We start from the raw sequence: 24,116 nt of genomic DNA, 5'->3' as shown, positions 1-24,116 counted from the left end.
CCACGACTCGTGGCCTTAGCGGAGGACGATACCCATGCGTGAACTCATCCTGTTGCGCCATGCCGAGGCGGATGCCAACGGCAAAGAAGGCAAGGACGACCGCGAGCGAAAGCTCACCGAGCACGGCCGCAATGAAGCCCGTGCCGCTGGCCAGTGGCTGGCCGAGCACGAGGTGCACTACGACCGCGTGCTTTGCTCCCCGTCCGAGCGCACCCGCGAGACCGCGGCGCTGGCGCTGGGCCAGGTCGAGCCGGTCTACGACGACGCGATCTACGACGCCACCGTGGGCGACCTGTACGACCTGCTCGACACCCAGGCCGACGTCGAGCGCGTGGTCCTCGTCGGTCACAATCCCGGCATCGAGCAACTGGTAGCCTTCCTTGTCGAGGGTCGCTCCGAGGACTACCGCGGCATGCCGCCGGCCGGCATGGCTCGCCTGGTGTTCGATGGCCCGTTGCAACCGGGCTCCGCCAAGCTTGAAACCTTCTGGTCCCCGCCTAACTAGCCCTGCCCCTTGAGTTGCCTGATGCGCCTTTGTTTGTTGGCGATCGCATTGTTCCTGTCGGCGGCACCCCTCCGTGCCGCCGACCTGCGGATCGATGCCCTGCATTCCCGGGCCGAGTTCAGCGTGCGCCTGCTCTGGGTCACCTCGGTCACGGGCCGCTTCGAAGGCATCCGTGGCGATCTCTCGATCGACCCTGCCACCGACACCGCGGTGGTCAACGCCGACATCGATACCGCGCGCATCGAGATGGAATCCGCACGCCTGCGCCGCTGGGTGCTGGCCCCGGAATTCTTCGACGCCGAGCACTACCCCAGCATCCACTTCGTCTCCAGGCCCACTGCCGTCGCCCTGCTCAGCCATGGCGGCGACGTGGAAGGCGACCTGACCATCCGCGGCGTGACCCGCCCGGTCACCTTCCGCCTGCTGGCCAACCGCTGCCCGCATGACGCCATGGCCGGCTGCGTCCTGCAGCTGCAGGGCATCATCGACCGCACGGACTTCGGCATGACCGGCCGGCGCGGCGCGCTCTCCGACCGGGTGAACCTGGGCATGGCGATCGTCATCGAGGCACGCTGAGCCCTCGCGGCTCACGTACCGTTGCACCACGTCCCCTATGATGCGCGGCATGCGCCGCCTCCTCATGCTCATCGTCCTTGCCGCCTCGCTCGCTTCCGGCGGCTGTTCGCTGTCGCCTGCGCGCATCCAGAAGGCCGACGCCGTGGTCGCCCTGACCATCGATCGGCAGTCGACCTGTGCCGCCGACGACCACTGCGCCATCGCCTCGCCGCTGGTGGATGCCGCGCGCGAGGCGAACGCCGCGTCCACCGCCGACAAGCCGGTGCACGTCGCCACCCTGCTCGAGGACGGCGAGACCGCGCTGGCCGCCCGGATCAACCTGATCCGCGCCGCCCGCCAGTCGATCGATGTGCAGACCTACATCTGGGAGCAGGACGACGCCGGCAAGTTGGTGCTCGACGAGCTGGTCGCCGCCGCCCGGCGTGGCGTGCACGTGCGGATCCTGGCCGACCAGCTGTTCTCGTTCCGCGACCCCGGCTTGCTGGCCGGGCTGGCGCGGGCCAGCCAGGACATGGAAATCCGCCTGTACAACCCAACCTTCTCCAGCGCGAAGACCCCGCCGCTGGAGTTCGCCGCCGGCATCGTCTGCTGCTTCTTCCGCTTCAACCAGCGCATGCACAACAAGTTGCTGGTGGTCGACGACCTGGTCGGCATCACCGGTGGGCGTAACTACGAAGACCGTTACTTCGACTGGGACCCGGAATTCGACTACGTCGATCGTGACGTCATGATCGGCGGCCCGGCGGCGAAGGCCATGGGCGCCAGCTTCGACCAGTTCTGGAACCACAAGCGCGCCGTGGCGCTGACCCACCTGCGCGACGTCAACAGCGAACTGGTGTCGGACACGGATGACACGAAGCGCTGGGCGGTGCCCAGTTACGACGCACCGGAACGGGTGGCCGAGGTCATCGACCACGCGCTGGACCCCGCGTGGCTCGACGAGCGCATCGTGCGCAACACGCTTCGCCTCAACCGGGTCGAATACCTTTCGGACCTGCCGGGCAAGACCGACGAGCCCAAGCGCAGGGAGTCGCGCGCACTGACCCGCCACATCATGGGCCTGGTGCGCAACGCGAAGCGCGAGGTGGTACTGCAGACGCCTTACCTCGTGATGAGCAGGCCGGCGAAGAAGATCTTCTCGAACCTGCACCAGTTGCCCGATCCACCACGCGTGGTCGTCTCGACCAACTCGCTCGCGTCCACCGATGCCTTCGCCGTGTACGCCATGTCGTACAAGCACCGTAAGCGTTATCTCACCGACTACGGCTTCGAGATTTACGAGATGAAGCCGCATCCGTCGAACGCGGACCGCGATGCGCTGGATAACTGGGGCCTCGACGTCCCCTCGCCGCCGATCAACCGCGAGGTGGGTTCAGCGGGTGGCTCGACGGGTAGTGCGCTCGGCGGCTCGGGCAGTGGCTCGGGCAGCGATGGACGTCGGCGCGGCCGGCCCGGCGTGTCGAACGGGCCCTCGGAATCGACCGGCTTCCTCTCGGCGGGTCGCCGGTATGGTCCGGGCGCGCGGCATCGGCCGGCGCCGTTGCTGACCGAAGGCGTGCGCTTTGGCCTGCATGCGAAGTCGATCGTCGTCGACGACACCTTCGCCATGGTCGGCACGCACAATTTCGATCCGCGCTCGGACCACTACAACACCGAGTCGGGCGTGATCATTTACGACAAGCGCTTCTCCGACCGCCTGCGCGAATCGATCATGCAGGACACCGAACCCGGCAATGCGTGGGTGATCGGGCCGCGGCAGAAGACGATCCCCGTGCTGGCGGAAGTGAACGAGTTTATTGGCGACGTGTCGGAGCGGTTGCCGTTCTTCGACCTGTGGCCGTTCCGCTATGCGACGAGCTATGAGCTGAAGCCGGGGTGTATTCCGATGCGCTGGACTGATCCGCGTTTCTTTGAATGCTATGAGCCGGTGGGCGACTTTCCGGAAGTGGATGTGTCGTTGAAGCTGATTTATACGCGGATGATTACGGCGTTTGGGTCGGCGTCGTCCGGGATCCTGTGATCTGGAAATCGCGCGCAGGCGCGCTCCTACAGGGGGTCGGTGATTTCGAAGCGGATGGGGAGGTCGGAGGTGTAGCGCGGGGGGCGGCCGTCGGTGGCGGCGGCGAAGCGCCAGTTGCGCACGGCGTCTTCGGCGGAGCGGTCCAGCTCGGTGTCGCCGCTGGAGCGGCCGACCGATACCGCGGTGACATCGCCCTGCGGCGTGACCGTGACGCTCAACACCACCTGGCCTTCGCGATGGGCGCGTAGCGCGGCGATCGGATAACGCGGCGACGGCATGTAGACCGGCACCAGCGGCTCCCTGGCCTGTGCGGCTTCGACCGGCGCCGCAGCCGCGGCCACCGGATGGTGCACCAGCGGACGTGCCGCGAGATCGACGACGGCGCGTACGCGCAGGCGTTCGGGCGGCGTCGGCGACGAAGGCCGGTCGCCGATCGTCTTCGCGAGCAACGCCGGCGCCGTACCGGGCATGGCGATCTCCGCCAGGCGACGCGTGGCGGGGGCGCGCTCGTACGTGAGCGCGGTCAGCCAGGTCGTGCCGGCGATGCCAAGGACGAGGCCGAGCGCGCTGAGGGAAGTGCTGGTACGCAGTGCAAACATATCGGTCCGATGGGGACGGCGCGCGACGCGCCGCCCGGATCAGGGTCGTTCGAGGATCGCCGTGACGCCCATGCCACCCGCGGTGCAGATAGAGATCAGGCCACGGCCGGATCCCTTCTGTTCCAGCATCTTTGCCAGGGCGGCGACGATGCGCGCACCCGTGGCCGCGAAGGGGTGACCCGCCGCGAGGCTGGAACCGTTGACGTTGAGCTTCGCCGGATCGATCGATCCCAGCGGGCCATCGAGGCCCAGCCGGTTGCGACAATAATCGTCGGATTCCCATGCACGCAACGTGCACAACACCTGCGCGGCGAACGCCTCGTGGATTTCGTAGAAATCGAAATCCTGCAAGGTCAGCCCGTGGCGCTTGAGCATGCGCGGGACCGCGACGGTCGGCGCCATCAGCAGGCCTTCGCCGTGCACGAAGTCGACCGCCGAGACCTCGGCATCGAGGAAATACGCCTGGATCGACAGGCCACGCTCTGCGGCCCACTCGTCGCTGGCCAGCAGCACGGCGGCGGCGCCATCGGACAGGCCGGTGGAGTTGCCCGCGGTCAGCGTGCCCTGGCCGGAGGTCTTGTCGAACGCCGGCTTCAGCGAGGCCAGCTTCTCCAGCGTGGTATCCGGACGCAGGAAGCCATCGCGCTTCAGCCCGCGGAATGGCACCACCAGGTCGTCGAAGAAGCCGGCATCGTAGGCGGCGCCGAGCTTGCGATGGCTGGCCAGGGCCAGCTCGTCCTGCTCGACGCGGCCGATGTGCCACTCCTTCGCCATCATCTCGCAGTGGTCGCCCATCGACTTGCCGGTGCGCGGCTCGGCCACGCCGGGGAACGACGGCTTCAGTTCCTTGAACGAGAAACCGCGCGTGGCGACCTGAAGCTTTTCCTTCAGCGTCTTCGCGCGATTCAGCGCCAGCAGGCGCTTGCGGAATTTCTGCCCGTAGACGATCGGCACGTCGCTGGTCGTATCCGAGCCACCGGCGATGCCGGCATCGATCTGCCCGGCTGCGATCTTGTTGGCGATGATGATCGCGTTGTCCAGCGAGGTGCCGCAGGCGCGCGCCGTGGTGATCCCGGGCGTGGTCGCCTTCAGGCCGGACGACAGCACCGCTTCGCGGGCCACGTTCCAGTCCGAGGAGTGGCGGATCACCGCCCCCATGGCCACTTCGCCCAGCTCCACGCCATGCAGGCCGAACTTCTCAACCAGCGAGCCGAGCACCTTGACCGACATGCCGAAGTTGCCGACATCGGCGTACGCGGTGTTGTTGCGGCAGAAGGGAATGCGGACGCCGCCGACCACACCCACGCGCTTTTGCGTCTTTTCCATGCTGTATGAGGGACTGTCCAGAAACCAGGGAGAAATGCCCGACCAGCCAATGATCGAAGCCAAAGGGAACGTGGACGCCGACGATCGCCGACGTACCGGGTGTCAGCAAGGCTAACCCGCATCCCCTCCCAACGAAAGACCAAAGGCGCCGGATGATAGAATTGCGTTCCTTTGCCGTTGTGGAAACCGCGTCGTGTCCGAGCCGCTGATCGCCTGCCCCGCCGTCCTGGCGCTGGAACTGGTCCCGGGCGAAGCCCCCGATCGCCTCGAGCTGACCCGCGACGAAGCCCAGGAGCTGGCCGCGCTGATGGCCGAGGACCTGCGCGCCCTGCTGCCGGGGGTCGAGGCGTCGCGCTTCGCCCTGGCCGGCGCCCTGTTCGACGGCGTCGAGCTGCTCCGCCCCGGCTTCCCGGTGTTCGCGACGCTGGAAGAACTCGCCCGCCGCGTGCCGCGGGTGACCACCCAGGGCGGCGTGGTGGCGTTCGGCACCCACGAGGGCCACATGCCGGCCCAGCCGCTGGTGCCGGATCCGCGCTACGCCGGCGGCCCCATGCGCCTGCTGCCGTGGGTCCTGCTGGCCCCGGCCGAGCTGGCCGAGGAGCTGGTCCAGTCGATGGAAGTGGAGCTGGTCGGCCGCGGCGAAGCCGGTTCGCGCACCGCCGATTTCCTCATGCGCACGCTGGGCGTTCGCCTGGAACACGCCCGCTATCTGAGCCGCGACGACCTGCTGGCGCTCACCTGCGTGCAGTACGAGCACGTCAACCTCGCCCCGTTGTGGACGATGCTCGAGGCGGCGCTGCTCACCCCTTATAAGGAAGAGACCGCGCTGGGCTCGCGCGGCCTGCCCCTGCATTACGCCGAAGGCCGGGTCAGCATCCCGGGCATCGCCGGCTGGTTCGCCCGCGAGGGTGCCAGCCGCGACAACCCCAGCCACGAGCTGGCCGGCACGCTGTTCGAACTGCGCCAGTACGCCGCCCTGCTGGCCGCCCACCATGTGCCGCTGCATATGCAGGGCGACCCGGCCTCGTCGGCGGGCTACCTGGTCGAAGCACTCGCCGAGCCCGACCCGGCGTTGCCGGCACCGCGCCTCTACGCCCAGGAAGCGGCCGGCCTGGGCATGGCCGCGATCACCGTGGCCCAGCCGGTGCCCGGCAAGGCCCGCGTGCTCGCCCACGGCTATCCGCTGGAACCCAATGCACTCGTGCCCTTGCTCGAGGCGATGGCAACCCGCTATGGCACCGACAGCGAACTCCAGACCCTGGGCCGGCTGATGCTGGACGAGCGCGCCCAGCTCACCGCCCCGGCGCCCTCGCTGCACTGAACGCGTTCACGCCGCCGGGATACGACGGCGGACCAAGGCAGGTTAGAGTGGGACACCATTCTTCCGGCCCTCCCATGCACCACCCGGCCCCACCCGACGAGCATGCCGCCGAAGACTGGCCGGCGTTCCTGCTGGCCCGCGCGCCCGCGATGATCGCCTACGTCGGGCTCGATGGGTGTCTGCGCTACGCCAGCCCCGCGTACCGGGCATGGATGGGCATCGGCGATGATGTCGCCGTAGCGGGCCGCCGGCTGGAAGAGCTCGTGCCGGACGACCTTTACGCCCGGATCGAACCGGGCATCACCGCCGCCCTCGCCGGTCACCCGGTGATCTCCGATCGCGAATTGCGGCGCGAGCACGCGCATCGCTACGCGCAGGCCAGTTTCTCGCCGGATGCCGACGAACACGGCACGGTCCGTGGCGCCTTCGTCGTGCTGGCCGACATCTCCGACCGGCATGCCCTCGAAGCGCGACTGAAGGAAAGCGAACGCCGCTTCGCCCAGGCCTTCCGCCACGCAGCGATCGGCATGGCGCTGGTGTTGCCCGACGGCCGCTGGCTGCAGGTGAACAACGCGGTATGCAGCATGCTCGGCTACAGCGAGGACGAACTGCTCGCGCTCACGTTCCAGGACATCACCCATCCGGACGACCTCGCCACCGACCTCGGCCTGACCATGCAGGTGCTGTCCGGCGAACGGGCGTCGTTCCACATGGAAAAGCGCTACGTGCACCGCGCAGGGCACATCGTGCACGTGATGCTGACCGTGTCGCTGGTGCGCGACGAGCACGGCGAACCGATCTACTTCGTCTCGCAGATCCAGGACATCACCGAACGCAAGGCCTTCGAAGACGCGCTGTTCCGCGAGCGCGAACTGGCCGAGGTGACCCTGAAGTCGATCGGCGACGCGGTGATCACCACCGATCCCGACCTGATCGTCACCTCGCTCAATCCGATCGCCGAAGCGATGACCGGCTGGAGCAGCCACGAAGCCGTCGGCCGTTCGATGGACGATGTGTTCCAGCTGCGCGATCCGTTGACCCGCCGGCCGATCGTCAATCCGCTGCGGACGGCGGTGCAGAAGAACACCATCATCGGCCTGACCACCGATGCGATCCTGCTGCACCGGAACGGTTTCGACAGCCCGATCGAAGACTCGGCCGCACCGATCCACGACCATGCCGGCAACGTCGTCGGGGGCGTGGTGGTCTTCCACGACGTGAGCGAGACGCGTGCGCTCGCCCTGAAGATGGCCCACCTCGCCCACCACGACACGCTGACCGGCCTGCCCAACCGGGCGCTGCTGCAGTCGCGCATGGAGTTCGCGGTAACCGTGGCTAACCGCCGGAAACAACGCGCGGCGCTGTTGTTCGTCGACATCGATCACTTCAAGCAGATCAACGATTCGCTGGGCCACGCCGCGGGCGATGCCCTGCTGCAGGAAGTCGCCCGGCGGATCCGCTCCGCCGTGCGTTCCGACGATACCGTCAGCCGCCTTGGCGGCGATGAGTTCGTCGTGTTGCTGCCGCACGTGGAAGACGCCACGCAGGCGTCGGACGTCGCGGAGAAGGTGCTCGAAGCCTGCAACGAAGCGATCGGCCTGGACGCGTCGGCGCTGGCGATCAGTTTCAGCATCGGCATCAGCCTGTATCCGGACGATGCGTTCGACGCGGAGTCCATGCTGCGCAACGCGGATGCCGCGATGTACGAGGCGAAGATGCAGGGCCGCAATGGCTATCGCTTCTTCAACCCGAGCATGAACGAGCGCAACACCTTGCGTGTCCGCATCGAAGTGGAGCTGCGCAAGGCGCTGGCGCGTAACGAGCTGAGCCTGCACTACCAGCCCAAGGTCGACGTCGAGCTGGGCACCATCGTCGGTGCGGAGGCGCTGCTGCGCTGGCAGGTGGACGGCCAGGATATCTACACGCCGGAACAGTTCATCCCGGTGGCCGAAGACTGCGGCCTGATCGTGCCGATCGGCGAATGGGCCCTGCGCGAAGCCTGCCGGCAGACCCACCTGTGGTCACAGTCGTACCGGCCGCTGTCGGTGTCGGTGAACGTGTCGGCGCTGCAGTTCCAGCACACGCGCTTCTTCGAATCGCTGCAGGGCATCCTGGTCGAGACCGGCCTGCACCCGACCCTGCTCGAACTGGAAGTCACCGAACGCACGGTGATGGAAGGTGGCGACCATATCGCCGAGCTGCTGCACCGGATCAAGGCCCAGGGCGTGTCGCTCAGCCTGGACGACTTCGGCACCGGCTACTGCAGCCTGTCGTACCTGAAGCACTTCCCGGTGGACACGCTGAAGATCGACCGCGCCTTCATCCGCGACGTGGCCTGGGACAACGACAGCGCCGCCATCGTCAGCGCCATCATCGCGATGGGCAAGGGCATGAACAAGATGGTGCTCGCCGAAGGCGTGGAAAGCGTCGAGCAAGCCAACTTCCTCGGCAACGCCGGCTGCGCCCTGATGCAAGGCTTCCTGTTCGGCCGCGCCGTCCCTGCCCGCGAATTCGAACAACGCGTCGCCCAGGTCGACAGCGGCCTGACCGTCACCGTGTAGGAGCGCACCTGTGCGCGACATCTTTTGGCGACAACCTACAAACCAAATTATCCCAATTCGCAAAAACCAACCGCCGCCGAAACCCCATTCGCGCGCAGGCGCGCTCCTACAAACGGCGGGGTGTCAGGTGAGCATCTGCTCGTACATGTAGTAATGGCAGCGTTCCATCCCCAGCCCGCCATACGTCGCCTGCGCACGCGCGTTCTCCGTCTCGACATATAGCCGCACGCCGACCGCACCCGCGCTTTCCGCCAAGGCCTTCACCTCGGCATACAGTGCCCGGAACACCCCACCGCGCCGCGCTTCCGGTGCCACGTAGACACTCTGCACCCACCAGAAGTCGCCGCATCGCCAGTCGCTCCACTCGTAGGTGACCATCAGGCAGCCCACCGGCACGCCGTCCTGCTCCGCGACGAGATAAAACCCACGCCTTGGCTCGCCGAACACCGCGCGCACGCCGCGTCCGATCGTCTCCGGGTCCAGCTGCTTTTCTTCGGTTTCCCACGCCATCGCGATGTTCCAGCCGGCGATGGCATCCGCGTCGGCCGCCGTGGCGCGGCGTACTTCAATACTCATGTCAGGTCCGTCGAAGGGCGTCGTTTGCGCGATGCGCCGAGTTTACGCGTGAGCGTGTTGCGGCCGACACCCAGGGCGATCGCGGCCTGCTGGCGATGACCGTCGTTGGCGATCAGCGCGGCTTGCAGCAAGGTTTTGTCGAGCGCATCGCGGGCGCGGGCGTGGATGTCGATCTCGCCCTGTGCCAGCGCATCCTGCGCCCAGGTACGCAAGGCCTCGGTCCACTCGCCGCTACGCGTGGCACGCGCGGGCAAGGCGCCAAGGTCGGCCGCCTGGATCTCCACGCCCGGTGCCACCACGGCGAGGCGGCGGCAGAGGTTCTCCAGTTCGCGCACGTTGCCCGGGTAGTCGCGTTGCTCGACGAGCTTCATCGCACCACGCGAGAAACGCTTGGACGGCAGGTTCAGTTCGGTGGACGCCTGGGCGAGGAAATGCCGCGCCAGCAGGGGGATGTCGCCGCGCCGCTCGCGCAACGACGGCAACGGAATGCGGACGACATCGAGCCGGTGCTTGAGGTCCGCACGAAACAGGCCCTGTGCGACGCGGGCATCCAGGTCCTGGTGGGTAGCGGCGATGATGCGCACGTTCCCGTGCATCAGCTCGCGACCGCCCACGCGGTAGAACTCGCCACCGGCGAGCACGCGCAGCAGGCGGGTCTGCAGGCCGAGCGGCATGTCGCCGATCTCATCGAGGAACAGCGTGCCGGCGTCGGCCTGCTCGAAGCGTCCCGCCACGCGCCGGGTGGCGCCCGTGAATGCGCCCGCCTCGTGGCCGAACAGCTCGCTCTCGAGCAGGTCGGCCGGAATGGCCGCCGTGTTCAACGCGACATACGGTTTGCCCGCACGCGCGCTCTCTTCGTGCAGTGCACGCGCGACCAGTTCCTTGCCGGTGCCGGTCTCGCCGGTGATCAACACGTTGAGATCGCTGGCGGCGACGCGTCCGATAAGCCGGAACACTTCGCGCATGGCCGGGCTCTCGCCGATCAACGCATGCGCATCGCCCCGCTGCGGCGGGATGCTGATTTCTTCGTTCGCCGCGGTGAGCGCACGCTCGACGGTCTCGACCGCCTGGTCGAGGTCGAACGGCTTGGCCAGGTAGTCCGCCGCGCCCGCGCGATACGCCGCGGCCGTCGTCGCGACGTCGGTGAACGCGCTCATGACGATCACCGGACCGATGTTCCGCCGGGTGAGGTCTTCGAGCAGGCGCAAGCCGTTCTCGCCGGGCATGCGCACGTCGGTCACCAGCAGGGCCGGCCGGCTCTCTTCCAGTGCGGCCCGCACCGCGTCGCCCGCGCTGAATTCGCGGACGGCATGGCCGGCATCGCGCAGGGCTTCCGCGAGCACGAAGCGCACGCCGCGATCGTCGTCGGCGATCCAGATCTCACTCATGCGGGCGCTCCATCGGCAGGTACAGGGAAAACACGGTGTCGCCCGGATGGCTTACGCAACGCAGGTCGCCGCCGTGTTCCAGCGCGATCTCGCGCGACAGCGCGAGGCCCAGGCCCGTGCCATCGGGGCGTCCGCTGACCAGCGGCTGGAACAACACGTCGCGCATGTCGTCGGCGACACCGGGGCCATCGTCGATGACGTCGACGCGCAGCGCGGCGCGTACCGTGCGTTCGCCCAGCCGCGCGCCGTGCTCGATGCGCGTGCGCAGGGTGATCGTGCGTGCGCCGGCTTCGGCCGCGTTACGGGTGAGGTTGAGCAGCACTTGCAACAGGCGGTCGCCATCGCCGGTGACGTCCGGGAGGCTCGGGTCGTAGTCGTGGCGCACGCGGGGCGCGTCGGCTTCGGCGGTGACCAGTCCTTCGAGGCGTTCGAGCAGTTCATGGATGTTGACCGGCCCGATCCGCGCCGCACCGCGGTGGCGTAGCAGGCCATCGGCCAGCGCGGCCAGCCGGTCGGCTTCGGCGATCACCATCGCGGCCAGCTGGCGCAGGTCGTCGTCGGCGACGCGGCGTTCCAGCAGCTGCGCCGCGCCACGCAGGCCGGCCAGCGGGTTCTTCACTTCGTGGGCGAAACCGCGCAGCGTCGCGGAGAGTGGCGTGCCATGCGCGCCGACGTCGGCAGCGAGCGGATGGACTTCAACCAGGACGCGGCCATCGCCGATCGGCTGCAGCGACAGGTCGGCGGTGACTTCGCGGCCCCTGGCGACGCCGAAGGTGACGCCGCGGAGGTTGAAGCCGCGCCCTTCCGCGGCCGTCCGCGCCAGCTGGCTGGCCAGCGCCGGCTCGCGCATGAGCTGGGCCAGCGGGTGGCCGACAGCCGTGCGTGGGCCGACTTCGAGCACCTCGCCCAAGGCCGGGTTGAGCCACGTGACGCAGAGGTCCGGGCCCACCACGGCAAGCCCCGTGCCCAGCAATGTCAACAGTTCCGCCTGATCCGGTGCATTCATTGCACCAATGTAGGGAGGGAAATGGTGCGGTGCAACCGGACGGATTCCTATATCGCGGACGGATTCCCATGCTCGTAACGAACCGGTCGCGCCACCCAATGGGCGGTCGCCTTCGTCACAGGCTTGACGAAAAGTAACCTCAAGGTTACAAGTCACCCTAAGGTTACAAGTCACCTCAGGGTTACAGATCGCCTGAACCCGTCACTGAAGGAATCGCAATGCCTACCCACCACGCCGTTTCTGGAGAGACCATTGCCAGGCTCGATCGCATTCGAACCGTAAGCCTGCTCGTACAGGTGGTGCTCTTCGCTGCTGCGCAAATTGCGCTTGGCCTTGGCCACGGCCAGGGGAACATCTCGCCTCAAGTGGACTTCTGGTTCTGGGCGGTATGGGTCGGCATCCTCTTCCTTACGGTGCTGCGGGCCGGCTTCGTGTCGACCACGGCACCGGTGCAGGCCTATCTGAACGACGAGATGACCCGGGCGCATGTGCGCGGCGCTTTCACCGTCGGCTTCACGGTGTCCAGCATTGCGTCAGTTATCGGATATGGGCTGGTTACGTCCCACCTGATCAACGTCGATGGGCTGATGATCGGTCGCAGCGCCACGGATATGGGCGTTGTCGCGACCGTGCTGGCATTCGTGCTCTTCGAATGGCGCGCCCAGCATGCTTAGTCGACCGAAGCTGGTGGTGCATTTGAAGGCACTGCGAATCGCGGCCAAGCTCACGCAAGCCGAATTGGCGGAGCGGGTGGGTGTCGCACGCAAAACCATCAACACCGTCGAAAACGGAGTGTTCATTCCGTCCACCCTTCTTGCGTTGCAGATCGCCGAAGCACTGGCCATACCCATAGCCGATGTCTTCCAGCTTGACCGCTCGTCGTCGAGCGACGAGTAGCTGCGAAGCGCAATACCTTCGAGGGCGGATTACTGCCGCAACGCGGCGCCATCCCCTTTGATCACTTTGACGACCGCCCCATGCTCGTCGAGGAAATTGATCTCAGGCGTACCGTCTGCAGGCACCTTCAGTTGGATACGCTCGTTTCCCTTCGCATCCATCAGGGCGAGCGAGGCCAGCCCGTCATCCGTCTTGCCGACCCACACTCGGCGATGGCCGCGTGCATTTTCCTTGCTATCGGAAATGATCAAGCCTGCGAAATCATCCGACTTGTCGTTGACGCCGATCAGCTTCACAACTTCGTTCGCGTTATAGCGGTCGAACGAAAGGCTTCCGCCCGCATCGACGACGTCGCCGTTAGCGAGACGCTTTCCCCCGAAAATAAGGCCACCATTCTCGGAGCCTTCGTCGTTGTAGAAGATCATCCCGGCCTGCGGGCGGTCTTCCTTGGGCTGCTCCTTACCCTTGATGATTACACCTGGCATCCTGGCGCCGTCGGTTATGACCATCCGGAGCGTGCCATCGGGCTCGCGCAAATTAATACGCTGAACATTTATCTCGTCGAATGACGATGCCGGATTTCTCGCGAATCCGGTCAGCATCGAAACCGCGAAGACCGCGGTGAGTAACCCGGAATAAATGACAAGGAATCGTTGACCGAGCATACGTTACTTCCCTTAACGGCATGGTTCGGCGATTCAACAGGAACGAAATGATTCACACAAGTCCCACCATACCTATGACGCGTATGCTCTGCATGCTGCCATCCCAGGCGACACATACCGAGCCATACACGGCCGCCACCTCCATCGAAAGCGTGCGCTGACTACTTGCCCAGCGTCGGGTCTTCGCAGGCAGCCGGCAGGTCCGCGCCGGGCGTCGGCTTGATCGGCGTAGCCGCCTTATCGTCGTCGTACTCCGGGTACGGATAGCACCATTCGCCCGCTGTTACGACGATGCGTCCGCTCCGCTTGCTGATCGCCATGAACGCGGAGACATCAGACTCCCCATTTTTCGCGTTTGTCCTGAAAACCTCGAAGACATAGAAGTCGCGCTCTCTGGCATTGTTCGGCACCTGTTCAAACGCCTCGCCTTTGCTGTGTCCCTCGGACACGACGTGACGCATGATCCGGTTCGCTCCGGCGAGCGTGACTCCCGCAAGCCCGGGGGATCGGATCGGGACGTCATCCGCGCTCGCATCGTGGACAACTCCTGCCACCAGCATGGCCATTAGTGGCAACAGATTGCGGTAGCGCATTCCAATCCCCTTCTTTGGCTCATCAGGTCAAGTCAGCGACGCTTGTTGGCGTCTTCCTCGTTCCATAGCGAGATGATGCAATGCGCTAGCCACGGGCTAACCGAGCGTTACTGCAAATCCCCACGCAACTCCCGCACACCACGCCCCAGCCTCTGCCGCAGCAATGTTCGCAGCGTAGCGCCATCCGCATAACCAACCTCCGCAGCGACGGATTCGATGTCCAGCTCGTTGCCCTGGATCAATGCGCGGGCGCGTTCCACGCGCAGGTCCTGGAAATACGACAACGGGGATTTCCCCAGCACGGCCTCGCAGCGGCGTTGCAGCGTGCGGGTGCTGGTCGCGAGGGCTCTGGCGGCGTCCTGCAGGGAGAAACCGCCCTTCAGGTGGTCGCGTGCCCATTTTTCAAACTGCGCGATGAGCGGGTCGGCCTGGGCGAGATGGTTGGGGATGATGTAGGGCGCCTGCGAAGAACGAATGTCCGCCAGCAGATAGCGCGAGACGACGGCGGCGAGGTCCGGGCTCACCCTGCGCACGAGCCACAGGGCGAGATCCAGATGCCCCATCGCCGCGCCGGTCGTGACCAGCCGGCCGGAAGGCACCAGCATCCGCGTTTCGTCCAGCGCGACGGCCGGGTAGCGCTGGCGAAACAGCGGAGCCAGCCACCATGTGGTCGTGGCTTCGCCCTCGTCGAGCAAACCGGTCTCGGCCAGGATGAAGGAGCCGATGCACGATGCCGCGATGCTCGCACCCTGCGCGTGCCACTCACGCAATTGCTCCCCGGCCTTGCATACGTCCTTCCTGCCGAGCGCAGCGACCAGCGCATCCGGCGCCGACGTAGCGAGCGCCGGGACGATAACCCAGTCCGGGGTGCCGCAGTCGCCTACGGGACACGTGGAAATCGACAGCCCCTGCGCGGTGCGGATCTTGCGCTTCACGCCGGTCACCGAGACCTCGAACGGCCGGCTACCCGTCATGCGCGAAGAAAAGTTGTTCGCGATGGAGAGCGTGTCGAGGGAAACGGTCAGGCCGGTGTCGAACAGGCCGTCGAGCGCGAGGATGGCGATCTTCATGGCGTAAACGACTCTAAAATTGTCATTTACGACGATACCACCGGCCACCCCCGGTGGGTAGATTGACCACCGTTGCTTCCCTTCCCACCGCAAACGAGGTCGTCACCATGAAAGTCATGGCAATCGCAACGCCGCTGCAGCCGCTCACCCCTGAAGTGCTCAAGCCGTACATGGGCACCGAGGTCGGCGCCACGCTCAAGCTCTACCTCAACGGGCACGTCGAGCAGTTCTGGTTCGCCGACCAGCGTGGTCCCATTTTCCTGATGAACGTGGATTCGCTGGAAGACGCGAAAACCGTGCTGGGCACCCTGCCACTGGTCGCCGGTGGCGTCATGGACTACGAGCTGCTGCCGGTCGGCCCGCTCATGCCGCTGGGCCGCCTGTTGCCGGCTGACTGAGCGTCACCGCCAGCCCCACCCTGCAAACGGTAGTCACGTTGCCCACCCGGCAGGCCTCGGTGGGCAACCTTTCCCAAACACGCGAGCGCACGTGGGTCGTCCCTGCGTCGAGCGTGGCTGCCTGCACTCTTCACCAGGAACACGCCCATGGATCGCCGCCTGATCATTCTTTCCGTCGGGATGTTCGCCCTAGGCACCGACAGCTTCGTCATGGCCGGCGTGCTTCCGCAAATCGCCAGCGGGCTGCACGTCACGATACCCGCCGCCGGCCAGCTGACCAGCGCCTACGCCATCGCATTCGCCCTGCTTGCCCCTGTGCTCGCGGCCGTGACCGCACACGTGCCGCGCAAGACCATGCTGCTCACCTCCCTGGCCATCTTCGTAGTGGCCAACCTGTGGACAGCCACGGCGACGTCGCTGTCGATGGCGCTTCTGTCGCGGGTCCTCGCAGGCCTCGGGGCCGCGCTTTACTCACCGACCGCGGCCGGCACGGCGGCGACGCTGGTCGCGCCGGAACGCCGAGGCAGGGCGTTGGCGATCGTGATCGCGGGAATGACGGTATCGACGGCCATCGGTGCGCCGATCGGCACGTTCATAGGCGGCTTCGTCGACTGGCGCTGGACGATGGTGTTCGTCGCCGCGCTGGCCGTGCTTTCCGCTGGCGGCGTTGCCATCTTCCTCTCGCGCATACCGATGCTTCCGGCGATTCCCCTGGCGAAGCGGCTGGCGCCGATCGCCGATCCACGCGTCGGCCTCACGTTGCTGACCACGATGCTGTTCTTCTGCGCGGCGTTCGTCGTCTACACCTATTTCTCCGTGGTGTTCGCGCCGGCGATCGGTGGAAGCACCACGCGCTTCGGACTGATGCTCGTGTTGTGGGGTGCGGCCGGAACCGTTGCCAACCTGCGCGCCGGCCGCCTGCTGGATGCGATAGGGTCCCGTCGCGTGTTGGCGGTGATGCTGGTTCTCGTCATCCTCGACTTCGCACTCCTGCCGTGGACCGCGACGCACCTGGCGACGGCCGTGGTCGCCATCGCCGTATGGGGTGCGTGCGGCTGGGGGATCCTCGTACCGCAACAGCATCGCCTGGTGGGCATTGCGCCAGCGGTCGCACCCCTGCTGCTCGGACTGAACAGCTCCGCCACCTATCTGGGCACGACGTTCGCCGGCCTCGTCGGCGCCGTCGCGCTACGTCAGCTAGGCCCGCAGGCCCTCGGCTGGGTAGCCGCCGCCTTCGCCGTTGCAGCCCTTGTGTGTGCCGAGCTTTCCGCGGCGCGGATCGAGGCCGGTGGCGGGGCACTGGCCGGCAGGCTCGACGCCGATGCCAGACCTGGCGTACCCGAGCTGGAGGTTGCGGTGGGCTACCGCCCGGGCCTTGTCGGTCGCATCGTGGAAATGCACGCAGAGTTCTACGCACGTCACTGGCAGTTCGGCGCCTTCTTCGAGCGCCGCGTCGCGGCCGACCTCGCCGAGTTCGTCAGCCGGATCGATCGCCCCGCCAATCGCATCTGGCTGGCACTGCAGGATGATCGGATCGTCGGTTCCGTGGCGATCGATGGCGAAGACCTCGGCGGCAACCAGGCGCACCTGCGCTGGTTCATCCTCGACGAAGGCTGTCGCGGCGGTGGCGTTGGCCGTCGACTCATGGTGGAGGCCGTCGCCTTCTGCGATCAGGCGGGGTACGAGGCCATCCAGTTGTTTACGTTCAAGGGACTCGACGCAGCACGTCGGCTGTACGAAAGCTTCGGCTTCACGCTGACGTCCGAAGAAGTCGGCGACCAGTGGGGCTCGGTGATGACGGAGCAGCAGTTCACGCGGCAGCGATAGCCGCGGATTAACGGTGCCTTCGCTGCTCCTGCGTGCGAATGCTTCACGCGAATTGCACGCGCCCTTCTCGCTGGATCACGCGCCACGTCGTTGACGACGAACGGCGAACCATCGATCGACTGTTGCTCGCAAAATACTTTTCGTTTCTACGCATCCGTAGAACTACTGCGAACGTATGCATGTGTGAGTCGAAAAATATCGACTCGTATGCACCCTTTCGATTCGCATTGCTGAATCGCATCAGCCGCCCGGAATCTTCGGGCGGGGCATTTTTGCGGGCCTAAACATCTTCTCTCATCTGTCGCTCACGACGCCGGCTTTTGTCGCGGCGTGTCGACGGAGCCGCATTCACTTGCCCGGAAAAAACCATCGTCTCGTCTAACGGCTCATCTTGAGAGGTCATTGCCATGAATCATATTTTCAGCCGCGTCTGGAATACCACGTTGCGCGCGTTTGTCGTTGCCAGTGAGCATGCGGATCGTCGTGGTAAGTCTGGCTCAGTTGTCAGGCGCGGTCGCCCATCGTTCCTGGTCCACGCGTGTGTGCTTGCCCTCGCCTGCGCGTCATCCAGTGCATGGGCCGGGGATGTGTGCGATGCCAATGGCAATCCCATTCCGGGCGCCACGGCCCCGGGTGCCAACGCCCTGGCGTGCGGCAACGGCGCCACGGCTACCGGCGACAACGCCACGGCGCTTGGCACGAACACCACCGCGACTGGCGTAAGCAGCGTCGCTTCCGGTGACGGCGCCACGGCGCATGGCGATGGCGCCATCGCGCAAGGCCATGGGGCGGTCGCGGGCGTACAGGGCCAGTCAGACATCATCACGAACGACATCGCCATCGGCAGCGGTGCGATGTCGACGGGCGGGAGCTCCATCGCCATCGGTGATACCAGCGCCGTGGCAGGCACCTTGTCGGTCGGTGTTGGTGCGTTCACGACGGTGGGCGGCAGCCTCGGCACGGCCGTCGGCACGCTGAGCACGGCTGCTGGCAACTTCGCGACCGCCATAGGTGCGAGCGCGGAGGCGAATGCCGATTTCTCCTCTGCGCTGGGCAACTTCGCCGTGGCAAACGGCACCTCCAACGTCGCCGTCGGCTCGAATTCGGAAGCCGACAGCACGGGAACGGACACCAACGTCGCCTTGGGCGCGGGTACCCGCGCCGATGGTTCGCGGCTGGCGCAACCCGCCTATAACCGCTTCAACGGCGCGCTTGCCGGCACGGCACCCGTCGGCGAAGTGTCCATCGGCAACAATGTCACGGGAGACACCCGCCGCCTGACCAACGTCGCGGCCGGCAGTGACCCAACCGACGCGGTGAACGTCAGCCAGTTGCAGGCAACCGACGACCAGGTATCGGCGATTGCAGGGGGCGCGGGCGTCAAGTATTTCCACACGAATTCGACCGGCGCGGACTCGCAGGCGATCGGCCAGGATGCGGTGGCCGTCGGTTCACAGGCCATGGCGAGCGGGGACCAGACGGTGGCGGTGGGGCTCGGCTCCAGCAGCACCGGTGCTCGTAGCGTGTCGATTGGAACCTATGCGCAGTCGCGCGACACGGATGGGGTCACCGTCGGTTACTTCAGCAACGCCGGCGCACAGAGCGTCGCGGTGGGCAGCAACGCCAGCGCCTTCCAGCTGTTCGGCAATGCCGTTGGCGCCTCCGCCTTCGGCTACTCCTCCTCAGCCAACGGCAATGGCTCCACGGCGCTAGGCGCGCAGGCATACGCGCCTAGCGACGAAGCCACGGCGGTGGGTCACTCTGCGACGGCATCGGCCATGGGAAGCACGGCGATCGGCACGAGTGCCGTGACGCTCGGCACGGATGCGGTCGCCATCGGCAACGGTGCGCGCGCCTACGCAGGCAACAGTAGTGCCTTTGGGTCAGGTTCCCTGGCTTCCGCGTCCAATGCCGTGGCCCTCGGTGCCGGTTCGGTCGCCGACCAGGCAGACACGGTCTCCGTCGGTAGCAGTGGCGCGGAAAGGCGCATCACCAACGTCGCCGCAGGCACCGGTGCGACGGATGCGGTGAACGTGTCGCAACTTAATGCCAGCGTCAGCGGGGCCGTGACCGGCGCCACGCGCTACTTCCACGCCGATGGCGCCAACGACGGTACCGACGATGCGGTCGTGACGCCCGGCAGCCTGGGTGTTGCTACGGGTGCACGCGCTACGGCAGCCGGCGATGGCAGCGTCGCGCTGGGCAACGCGGCAGGCGCGGACTCGGCGCAAGGTGTCGCCGTCGGTCAGTACGCCCATGCGCGTGGGCAGGGTGGCGTAGCGGTGGGTTATTTCACCCAGGCGTCCACAAATAGCGTGGCCGTGGGCAACAACGCCACGGCGTTCAACCTCTTCGACCCGGCGGGTGCCCAGTCGGCCTCGGCGTTCGGCTTCTCCGCGGCGGCGAGTGGCAACTACGCCGTGGCGCTGGGTGCCAACGCCTATGCACCCGCGGACGAATCGACCGCGATTGGCCACGGCGCCACCGCCGCGGCAGGCCAGGGTACGGCTGTCGGTAGCGGCGCTGCCACGCTGGGCGGAACGGCCACGGCGCTTGGTGCCGGTGCTTCCGCGGTCGCGAACAACAGCGTGGCGCTTGGCGCGAACTCGGAAGCCGTCGATGCCGACACGGTGTCGGTGGGCAGCGCAACGGCACAGCGCAAGATCGTCAACGCTGCCGCGGGTAACGTGGCCCAGGGCAGTACCGATGTCGTCAATGGCGACCAGCTCAACCTGACCCAGCAATCGACCGCGCAGTCGCTCGGCGCAGGGGCCATGTTCAGCGCTGCGGGTTTCGTCGCGCCGGCCTATACCATCGGTGGGACCGCTTACAACAACGTGGGCTCCGCCTTCGGCGCCGTGGATACGATGCTGGGCAGCCTCAATACACGGGTCACCAACATCGAGGGCGGTAGTGGCCCGAACGGCATGGGCATCCCCGCGGGAACGGGCGCCGGGTTGGCAGTGGGAACAGGATCCCATGCGCAGGACCCGACCGATACGGCAGTGGGTAGCGGTGCCAGCGTCGGTGCGGATGGCAGCACGGCGGTGGGTGCGAATGCCACGATCACCGCCAATGCGACCCATGCCGTCGCCGTTGGCGAGGGCGCTTCGGTGACGGCGGCCTCCGGAACGGCCGTGGGCCAGGGCGCGTCCGTACAGGCGGCCAATGCGGTGGCGCTCGGCCAGGGTTCGATCGCCGATCGTGCGAATACGGTCTCGGTCGGTACGGCGGTGGCACCAAGGCAGATCACCAACGTCGCGGGTGGCACGCAGGCCACCGATGCGGCCAATACCGCGCAGGTCGACCAGGCGCTGGCAACGGCCAAGACCTATAGCGACACGAACGACGTCAAGACGCTGAACCAGGCGAAGGCGTACACCGATTCGAAGTTCGGCAACTTCGTCACCGGGGACGACTTCAATACGTACCGGAACCAGGTCAACAACCAGATCCACTCGGTCAATGATCGCCTGGACAAGGTCGGCGCCATGGGTGCGGCGATGTCGCAGATGGCGTTCAGCACCCAGGGTGTGGACGGACAGAATCGACTGGGCGTGGGTGTCGGCGGTTACCGCGGTGAAGCGGCCTTGTCGATCGGCTATTCGCGCGCGATTACGTCGAAGGCGAACATCACTTTTGGTGGCGCGATGAGCCACGGCGAAAGCTCCGGTGGCGTCGGCGTGGGCATGGGCTGGTAACAGCCTGGATCGTGGAGTCGTCGCGATGCGACTGCGCGTCCGACGGCTCCTCATTTGCGTATCACTCATACCCCTATGACGGGGCAAGGAGAGTTTTCGATGAATACGAAACACATCAAGCGCGTATCGCTTTCGGCCCTGACGCTCGCACTGGGACTTGGTGTCTCGGTGCCGGGTTTCGCACAGCAGGACATGGGCACCGACCACACCGTCATGGTAGGTGGCGCAGCGATGTATCCGAACAAGACTATCGTGCAGAACGCGATGAACTCGAAGGACCACACCACGCTGGTGGCCGCGGTGAAAGCGGCCGGCCTCGTCGATACGCTATCCGGCGCCGGCCCGTTCACCGTGTTCGCACCGACCAACGAAGCTTTCGATGCGCTGCCCAAGGGCACGGTTGACCACCTGGTCAAGCCGGAGAATAAAGAGACGCTGACGAAGATCCTCACCTACCACGTTGTCTCGGGACGCTATACGGCCAAGGATCTGATGGACCTGGTGGCTAAGGGTGGCGGCAAGGCGTCGCTTACCTCGGTCGAAGGCGAACCGCTGACCGTGATGCAGGCGGGCAATGCGCTCACCGTGACCGATACCAAGGGTGGCGTCGCCCACGTGACGATAGGTGATGTGATGCAATCCAATGGCGTCATCCATGTGGTCGACAAGGTCTTGATGCCTTAAGTCCCCAGTTCGCGCGTCGGCATGGTGCCGGCGCGCTGTCCTGCCGCACGGGTCTTCACGTTCGTGAACTGCTCTTACACATATGTGTAGACGCCAGTTACTCGTTGAATCCATTTGGGGTTGCCGTCCGCATCAGGCAATATAAATGTCCGTGCGTCCGGAGTTCCTGCATGTCTGCGCAATCCCTTCCCTCGCAAGCGCTGGATTTATCGGCCTGTGCGCGGGAACCGATCCACACGCCCGGCGCGATCCAGCCTTACGGCGCCCTGCTTGTCGTCGATCCCGCCAGCATGCGGGTGACCGAGCGCGCCGTGTCGGATACCGATCTGCTGGCGTCCGCAGGCGATCCGCTCGACCAGCCCCTCGCCGATGCCTTTGGCGGCGTGCTGGCACCCTGCCTCTCGCAGCTGGATGGCATGGCACCGGACGGCGCGGTCTACCTCGGCACGATTCCGCTCGGCGCCCTGGGTAAACACCACGGCCTGGCGCATCGCAACGGCAACGAGATCGTCATCGAGCTGGAATCGCCGGTACCGGGCGAGCCGTCGTCACTCGAGGAACTCTACCCCTCCATCCGGCGCTTCATCTCCGCGCTGGAGAAAGCCGAGACCGTCCAGGCGCTGTGCGATCTTGGCGCCGCCGAAGTCGCGCGGCTGACCGGGTTCGATCGAACCCTGGTCTACCAGTTCGATGCCGAGTGGAACGGCGCCGTGGTCGCCGAGTCGCGGAACGAAGTCCTGCCGTCGTACCTGGACCTGCGCTTCCCGGAGTCGGACATCCCGGCGCAGGCGCGCGAGCTCTACCGCCGCAACCGACTGCGCCTGATCGCCGACGCCGACTACCAGCCGACCCCGCTGACCCGGAGCAAGGGGCGCCGGGGCGCGCCACCGACCGACCTCAGCCTGGCCATGCTTCGCAGCGTCTCGCCGGTCCATCTGCAATACATGCGCAACATGGGTACCGGCTCGTCGATGTCGGTCTCGCTGGTGCACGACAACCGGCTGTGGGGCCTCATCTCGTGTCACAACCAGGTGTCGCGCCGCGTCCCGTACCACGTCCGCACCGCATGCGAATTCATCGGCCAGATCCTCGCCTTGCAGATCGCGCAGAAAGAACGCGCCGCGGTCGTCGAAGAACGCGTCCATCGACGCGCGGCGCAGATGCACCTGCTCGGACGGATGACCGGCGACGATGATTTCGTCGAAGCCCTGCGCAAGGATGAAGCCCACCTGCTCGCGCTGACGCGTGCCAGTGGCGCGGCCATCGTCCGGCGCGACGACTGCATCCGCGTGGGCGACTGCCCGCCCGAAGACCAGATCCAGGCCATCATCCAGTGGGTCGCCGGCCAGCGTGACGGCAGCGACGTCTACACGACCGACCGCCTGCCGTCCGAGCTGCCCGGCACCGAGTCGGTCGCCGACGTCGCAAGCGGCGTACTGGCGATCTCGATCTCGCAGCTGCACGACAGCTACCTGCTCTGGTTCCGGCCCGAGGTGGTGCGGACGGTGCGCTGGGGCGGCGATCCGCGCAAGTCGCAGGGCGATGGGTCGCTGTCGCCGCGCATGTCGTTCGAGATCTGGAAGGAAACCGTCCACCAGCGCTCCCTGCCGTGGAGCGATGTCGATCGCGACGCCGCCATGGAATTGCGCGTGGCAATCGTCGACATCGTGCTGCGCAATGCCGAAGAACTTGCCGAGGTCAACGAACAGCTGGTCCGCACGAATAAGGAACTGGAAGCGTTCTCCTATTCGGTCAGCCACGACCTGCGCGCACCGTTCAGGCACATCGTCGGCTACTCCGAACTACTGTCGTCCTCCGCGAGTGAGCGACTGAACGACACCGAGCGGCGCTTCCTGGACACCATCGTGGAGTCGGCGAAGTCGGCCGGCACCCTGGTCGACGATCTATTGAGCTTCTCCCAGCTGGGTCGCTCGACGCTCGGCAAGCTGACCATCAAGATGGCTTCCCTCGTCGACGATGTCCGCCACCGCCTCGAGATGGAGTCGCAGGGACGGACCGTCACCTGGGACATCGGCCCCCTGCCGGTGGTCACCGTGGACCCGGCGATGATGCGCCAGGTCTGGCAGAACCTCGTCGCCAATGCGCTGAAGTTCACTCGCGACGCGGCCGACCCGCGGATCACCATCGGCCATCGCCGCGAGGAGGGCGAAGACATCTTCTTCGTCCGCGACAACGGCTGTGGCTTCGACATGCGCTACGTCGACAAGCTGTTCGGCGTGTTCCAGCGACTGCACCACATCGAAGACTACGAAGGCACGGGCATCGGCCTGGCCAACGTGCACCGCATCGTCACCCGCCATGGCGGCCGCGTGTGGGCGGAAGGCCTCCTCGGCGAAGGCGCCACCTTTTCATTTTCCATTCCTTGCTAGGCAGAGGATTTTC

At 66.2% G+C, this 24,116-nt stretch carries 20 protein-coding genes; 12 read left to right on the top strand and 8 right to left on the bottom strand.

Translation table 11 applies throughout. The annotated features are described in order from the left end of the window. Positions 1 to 34 precede the first annotated feature (34 nt). From KPL74_18555 to KPL74_18545, 3 genes are read left to right on the top strand one after another with little or no spacing between them, the layout of a single operon-like run. A complete protein-coding gene (locus KPL74_18555; protein ID QWT19739.1) occupies positions 35 to 505 on the top strand; it encodes a histidine phosphatase family protein in 471 nt (156 codons plus the stop codon). Positions 506 to 526: 21 nt separating this feature from the next. Further along, positions 527 to 1,081 carry a YceI family protein gene (locus tag KPL74_18550; GenBank protein QWT19738.1) on the top strand — a complete coding sequence of 185 codons (555 nt, stop codon included), beginning with the start codon at positions 527 to 529 and terminating at the stop codon, positions 1,079 to 1,081. 49 nt (positions 1,082 to 1,130) lie between these two features. Then, complete coding sequence (locus KPL74_18545) at positions 1,131 to 3,101, top strand: phospholipase D family protein (GenBank protein QWT19737.1); 1,971 nt, start codon at positions 1,131 to 1,133, stop codon at positions 3,099 to 3,101. Positions 3,102 to 3,127: 26 nt separating this feature from the next. On the opposite strand, the gene KPL74_18540 is transcribed toward KPL74_18545, so the two are convergent. Further along, positions 3,128 to 3,700 carry an energy transducer TonB gene (locus KPL74_18540; GenBank protein ID QWT19736.1) on the bottom strand — a complete coding sequence of 191 codons (573 nt, stop codon included), beginning with the start codon at positions 3,698 to 3,700 and terminating at the stop codon, positions 3,128 to 3,130. 39 nt (positions 3,701 to 3,739) lie between these two features. After that, the gene (locus KPL74_18535) at positions 3,740 to 5,026 is read right to left on the bottom strand and encodes an acetyl-CoA C-acetyltransferase (GenBank protein QWT19735.1); all 1,287 of its coding nucleotides are present in this window, start codon (positions 5,024 to 5,026) and stop codon (positions 3,740 to 3,742) included. Between the two features lie 193 nt (positions 5,027 to 5,219). On the opposite strand from KPL74_18535, the gene KPL74_18530 reads away from it, so the two are divergent. Together KPL74_18530 and KPL74_18525 are read left to right on the top strand one after the other, a co-directional pair. Beyond that, a complete protein-coding gene (locus KPL74_18530; protein ID QWT19734.1) occupies positions 5,220 to 6,347 on the top strand; it encodes a hypothetical protein in 1,128 nt (375 codons plus the stop codon). A 74-nt stretch (positions 6,348 to 6,421) separates the two neighbouring features. Continuing rightward, a complete protein-coding gene (locus tag KPL74_18525) occupies positions 6,422 to 8,908 on the top strand; it encodes an EAL domain-containing protein (protein ID QWT19733.1) in 2,487 nt (828 codons plus the stop codon). A gap of 123 nt (positions 8,909 to 9,031) precedes the next feature. On the opposite strand, the gene KPL74_18520 is transcribed toward KPL74_18525, so the two are convergent. The 3 genes from KPL74_18520 to KPL74_18510 are packed head-to-tail and all read right to left on the bottom strand — an operon-like array spanning position 9,032 to position 11,878. Beyond that, positions 9,032 to 9,484, bottom strand: coding sequence for a GNAT family N-acetyltransferase (locus KPL74_18520; GenBank protein ID QWT19732.1), 453 nt, complete (start codon positions 9,482 to 9,484; stop codon positions 9,032 to 9,034). Beyond that, positions 9,481 to 10,872, bottom strand: coding sequence for a nitrogen regulation protein NR(I) (gene ntrC / locus KPL74_18515; GenBank protein QWT19731.1), 1,392 nt, complete (start codon positions 10,870 to 10,872; stop codon positions 9,481 to 9,483). Before ntrC ends, KPL74_18520 begins: the two co-directional genes overlap by 4 nt. After that, positions 10,865 to 11,878 (bottom strand): PAS domain-containing protein, encoded by a 1,014-nt coding sequence (locus KPL74_18510; protein QWT19730.1) that lies wholly within the window; start codon positions 11,876 to 11,878, stop codon positions 10,865 to 10,867. Before KPL74_18510 ends, ntrC begins: the two co-directional genes overlap by 8 nt. A 218-nt stretch (positions 11,879 to 12,096) precedes the next feature. On the opposite strand from KPL74_18510, the gene KPL74_18505 reads away from it, so the two are divergent. After that, positions 12,097 to 12,552, top strand: a complete 456-nt coding sequence (locus tag KPL74_18505) for a hypothetical protein (GenBank protein QWT19729.1) — start codon at positions 12,097 to 12,099, stop codon at positions 12,550 to 12,552. Beyond that, on the top strand, positions 12,545 to 12,775 hold the full coding sequence (locus tag KPL74_18500; GenBank protein QWT19728.1) for a helix-turn-helix transcriptional regulator: 231 nt from the start codon (positions 12,545 to 12,547) through the stop codon (positions 12,773 to 12,775). The genes KPL74_18505 and KPL74_18500 overlap by 8 nt, the downstream gene beginning before the upstream one ends. A gap of 29 nt (positions 12,776 to 12,804) precedes the next feature. On the opposite strand, the gene KPL74_18495 is transcribed toward KPL74_18500, so the two are convergent. From KPL74_18495 to KPL74_18485, 3 genes are all read right to left on the bottom strand, one after another. Continuing rightward, positions 12,805 to 13,440 (bottom strand): hypothetical protein, encoded by a 636-nt coding sequence (locus tag KPL74_18495; protein QWT19727.1) that lies wholly within the window; start codon positions 13,438 to 13,440, stop codon positions 12,805 to 12,807. Between the two features lie 161 nt (positions 13,441 to 13,601). Then, a complete protein-coding gene (locus KPL74_18490) occupies positions 13,602 to 14,033 on the bottom strand; it encodes a hypothetical protein (GenBank protein QWT19726.1) in 432 nt (143 codons plus the stop codon). A gap of 107 nt (positions 14,034 to 14,140) precedes the next feature. Then, on the bottom strand, positions 14,141 to 15,103 hold the full coding sequence (locus tag KPL74_18485) for a helix-turn-helix domain-containing protein (protein ID QWT19725.1): 963 nt from the start codon (positions 15,101 to 15,103) through the stop codon (positions 14,141 to 14,143). Between the two features lie 107 nt (positions 15,104 to 15,210). On the opposite strand from KPL74_18485, the gene KPL74_18480 reads away from it, so the two are divergent. The 5 genes from KPL74_18480 to KPL74_18460 all read left to right on the top strand — a co-directional run bounded on the left by KPL74_18480 (position 15,211) and on the right by KPL74_18460 (position 24,103). Beyond that, positions 15,211 to 15,501, top strand: coding sequence for a hypothetical protein (locus tag KPL74_18480; GenBank protein ID QWT19724.1), 291 nt, complete (start codon positions 15,211 to 15,213; stop codon positions 15,499 to 15,501). Between the two features lie 147 nt (positions 15,502 to 15,648). After that, entirely contained in the window at positions 15,649 to 17,328 is a 1,680-nt protein-coding gene (locus tag KPL74_18475) for an MFS transporter (protein ID QWT19723.1), read from the top strand. A gap of 407 nt (positions 17,329 to 17,735) precedes the next feature. Next, on the top strand, positions 17,736 to 21,029 hold the full coding sequence (locus KPL74_18470) for a YadA-like family protein (GenBank protein QWT19722.1): 3,294 nt from the start codon (positions 17,736 to 17,738) through the stop codon (positions 21,027 to 21,029). A 99-nt stretch (positions 21,030 to 21,128) separates the two neighbouring features. Continuing rightward, complete coding sequence (locus KPL74_18465; GenBank protein QWT19721.1) at positions 21,129 to 21,713, top strand: fasciclin domain-containing protein; 585 nt, start codon at positions 21,129 to 21,131, stop codon at positions 21,711 to 21,713. Between the two features lie 170 nt (positions 21,714 to 21,883). Beyond that, positions 21,884 to 24,103: a GAF domain-containing protein gene (locus KPL74_18460; GenBank protein ID QWT19720.1), complete on the top strand. Its 2,220-nt coding sequence runs from the start codon at positions 21,884 to 21,886 to the stop codon at positions 24,101 to 24,103. Positions 24,104 to 24,116: the final 13 nt, after the last annotated feature.

The organism is Bacillus sp. NP157, from assembly GCA_018889975.1.
Taxonomy (GTDB): domain Bacteria; phylum Pseudomonadota; class Gammaproteobacteria; order Xanthomonadales; family Rhodanobacteraceae; genus Luteibacter.
This window is presented reverse-complemented; position numbering and strand designations above follow the sequence as displayed.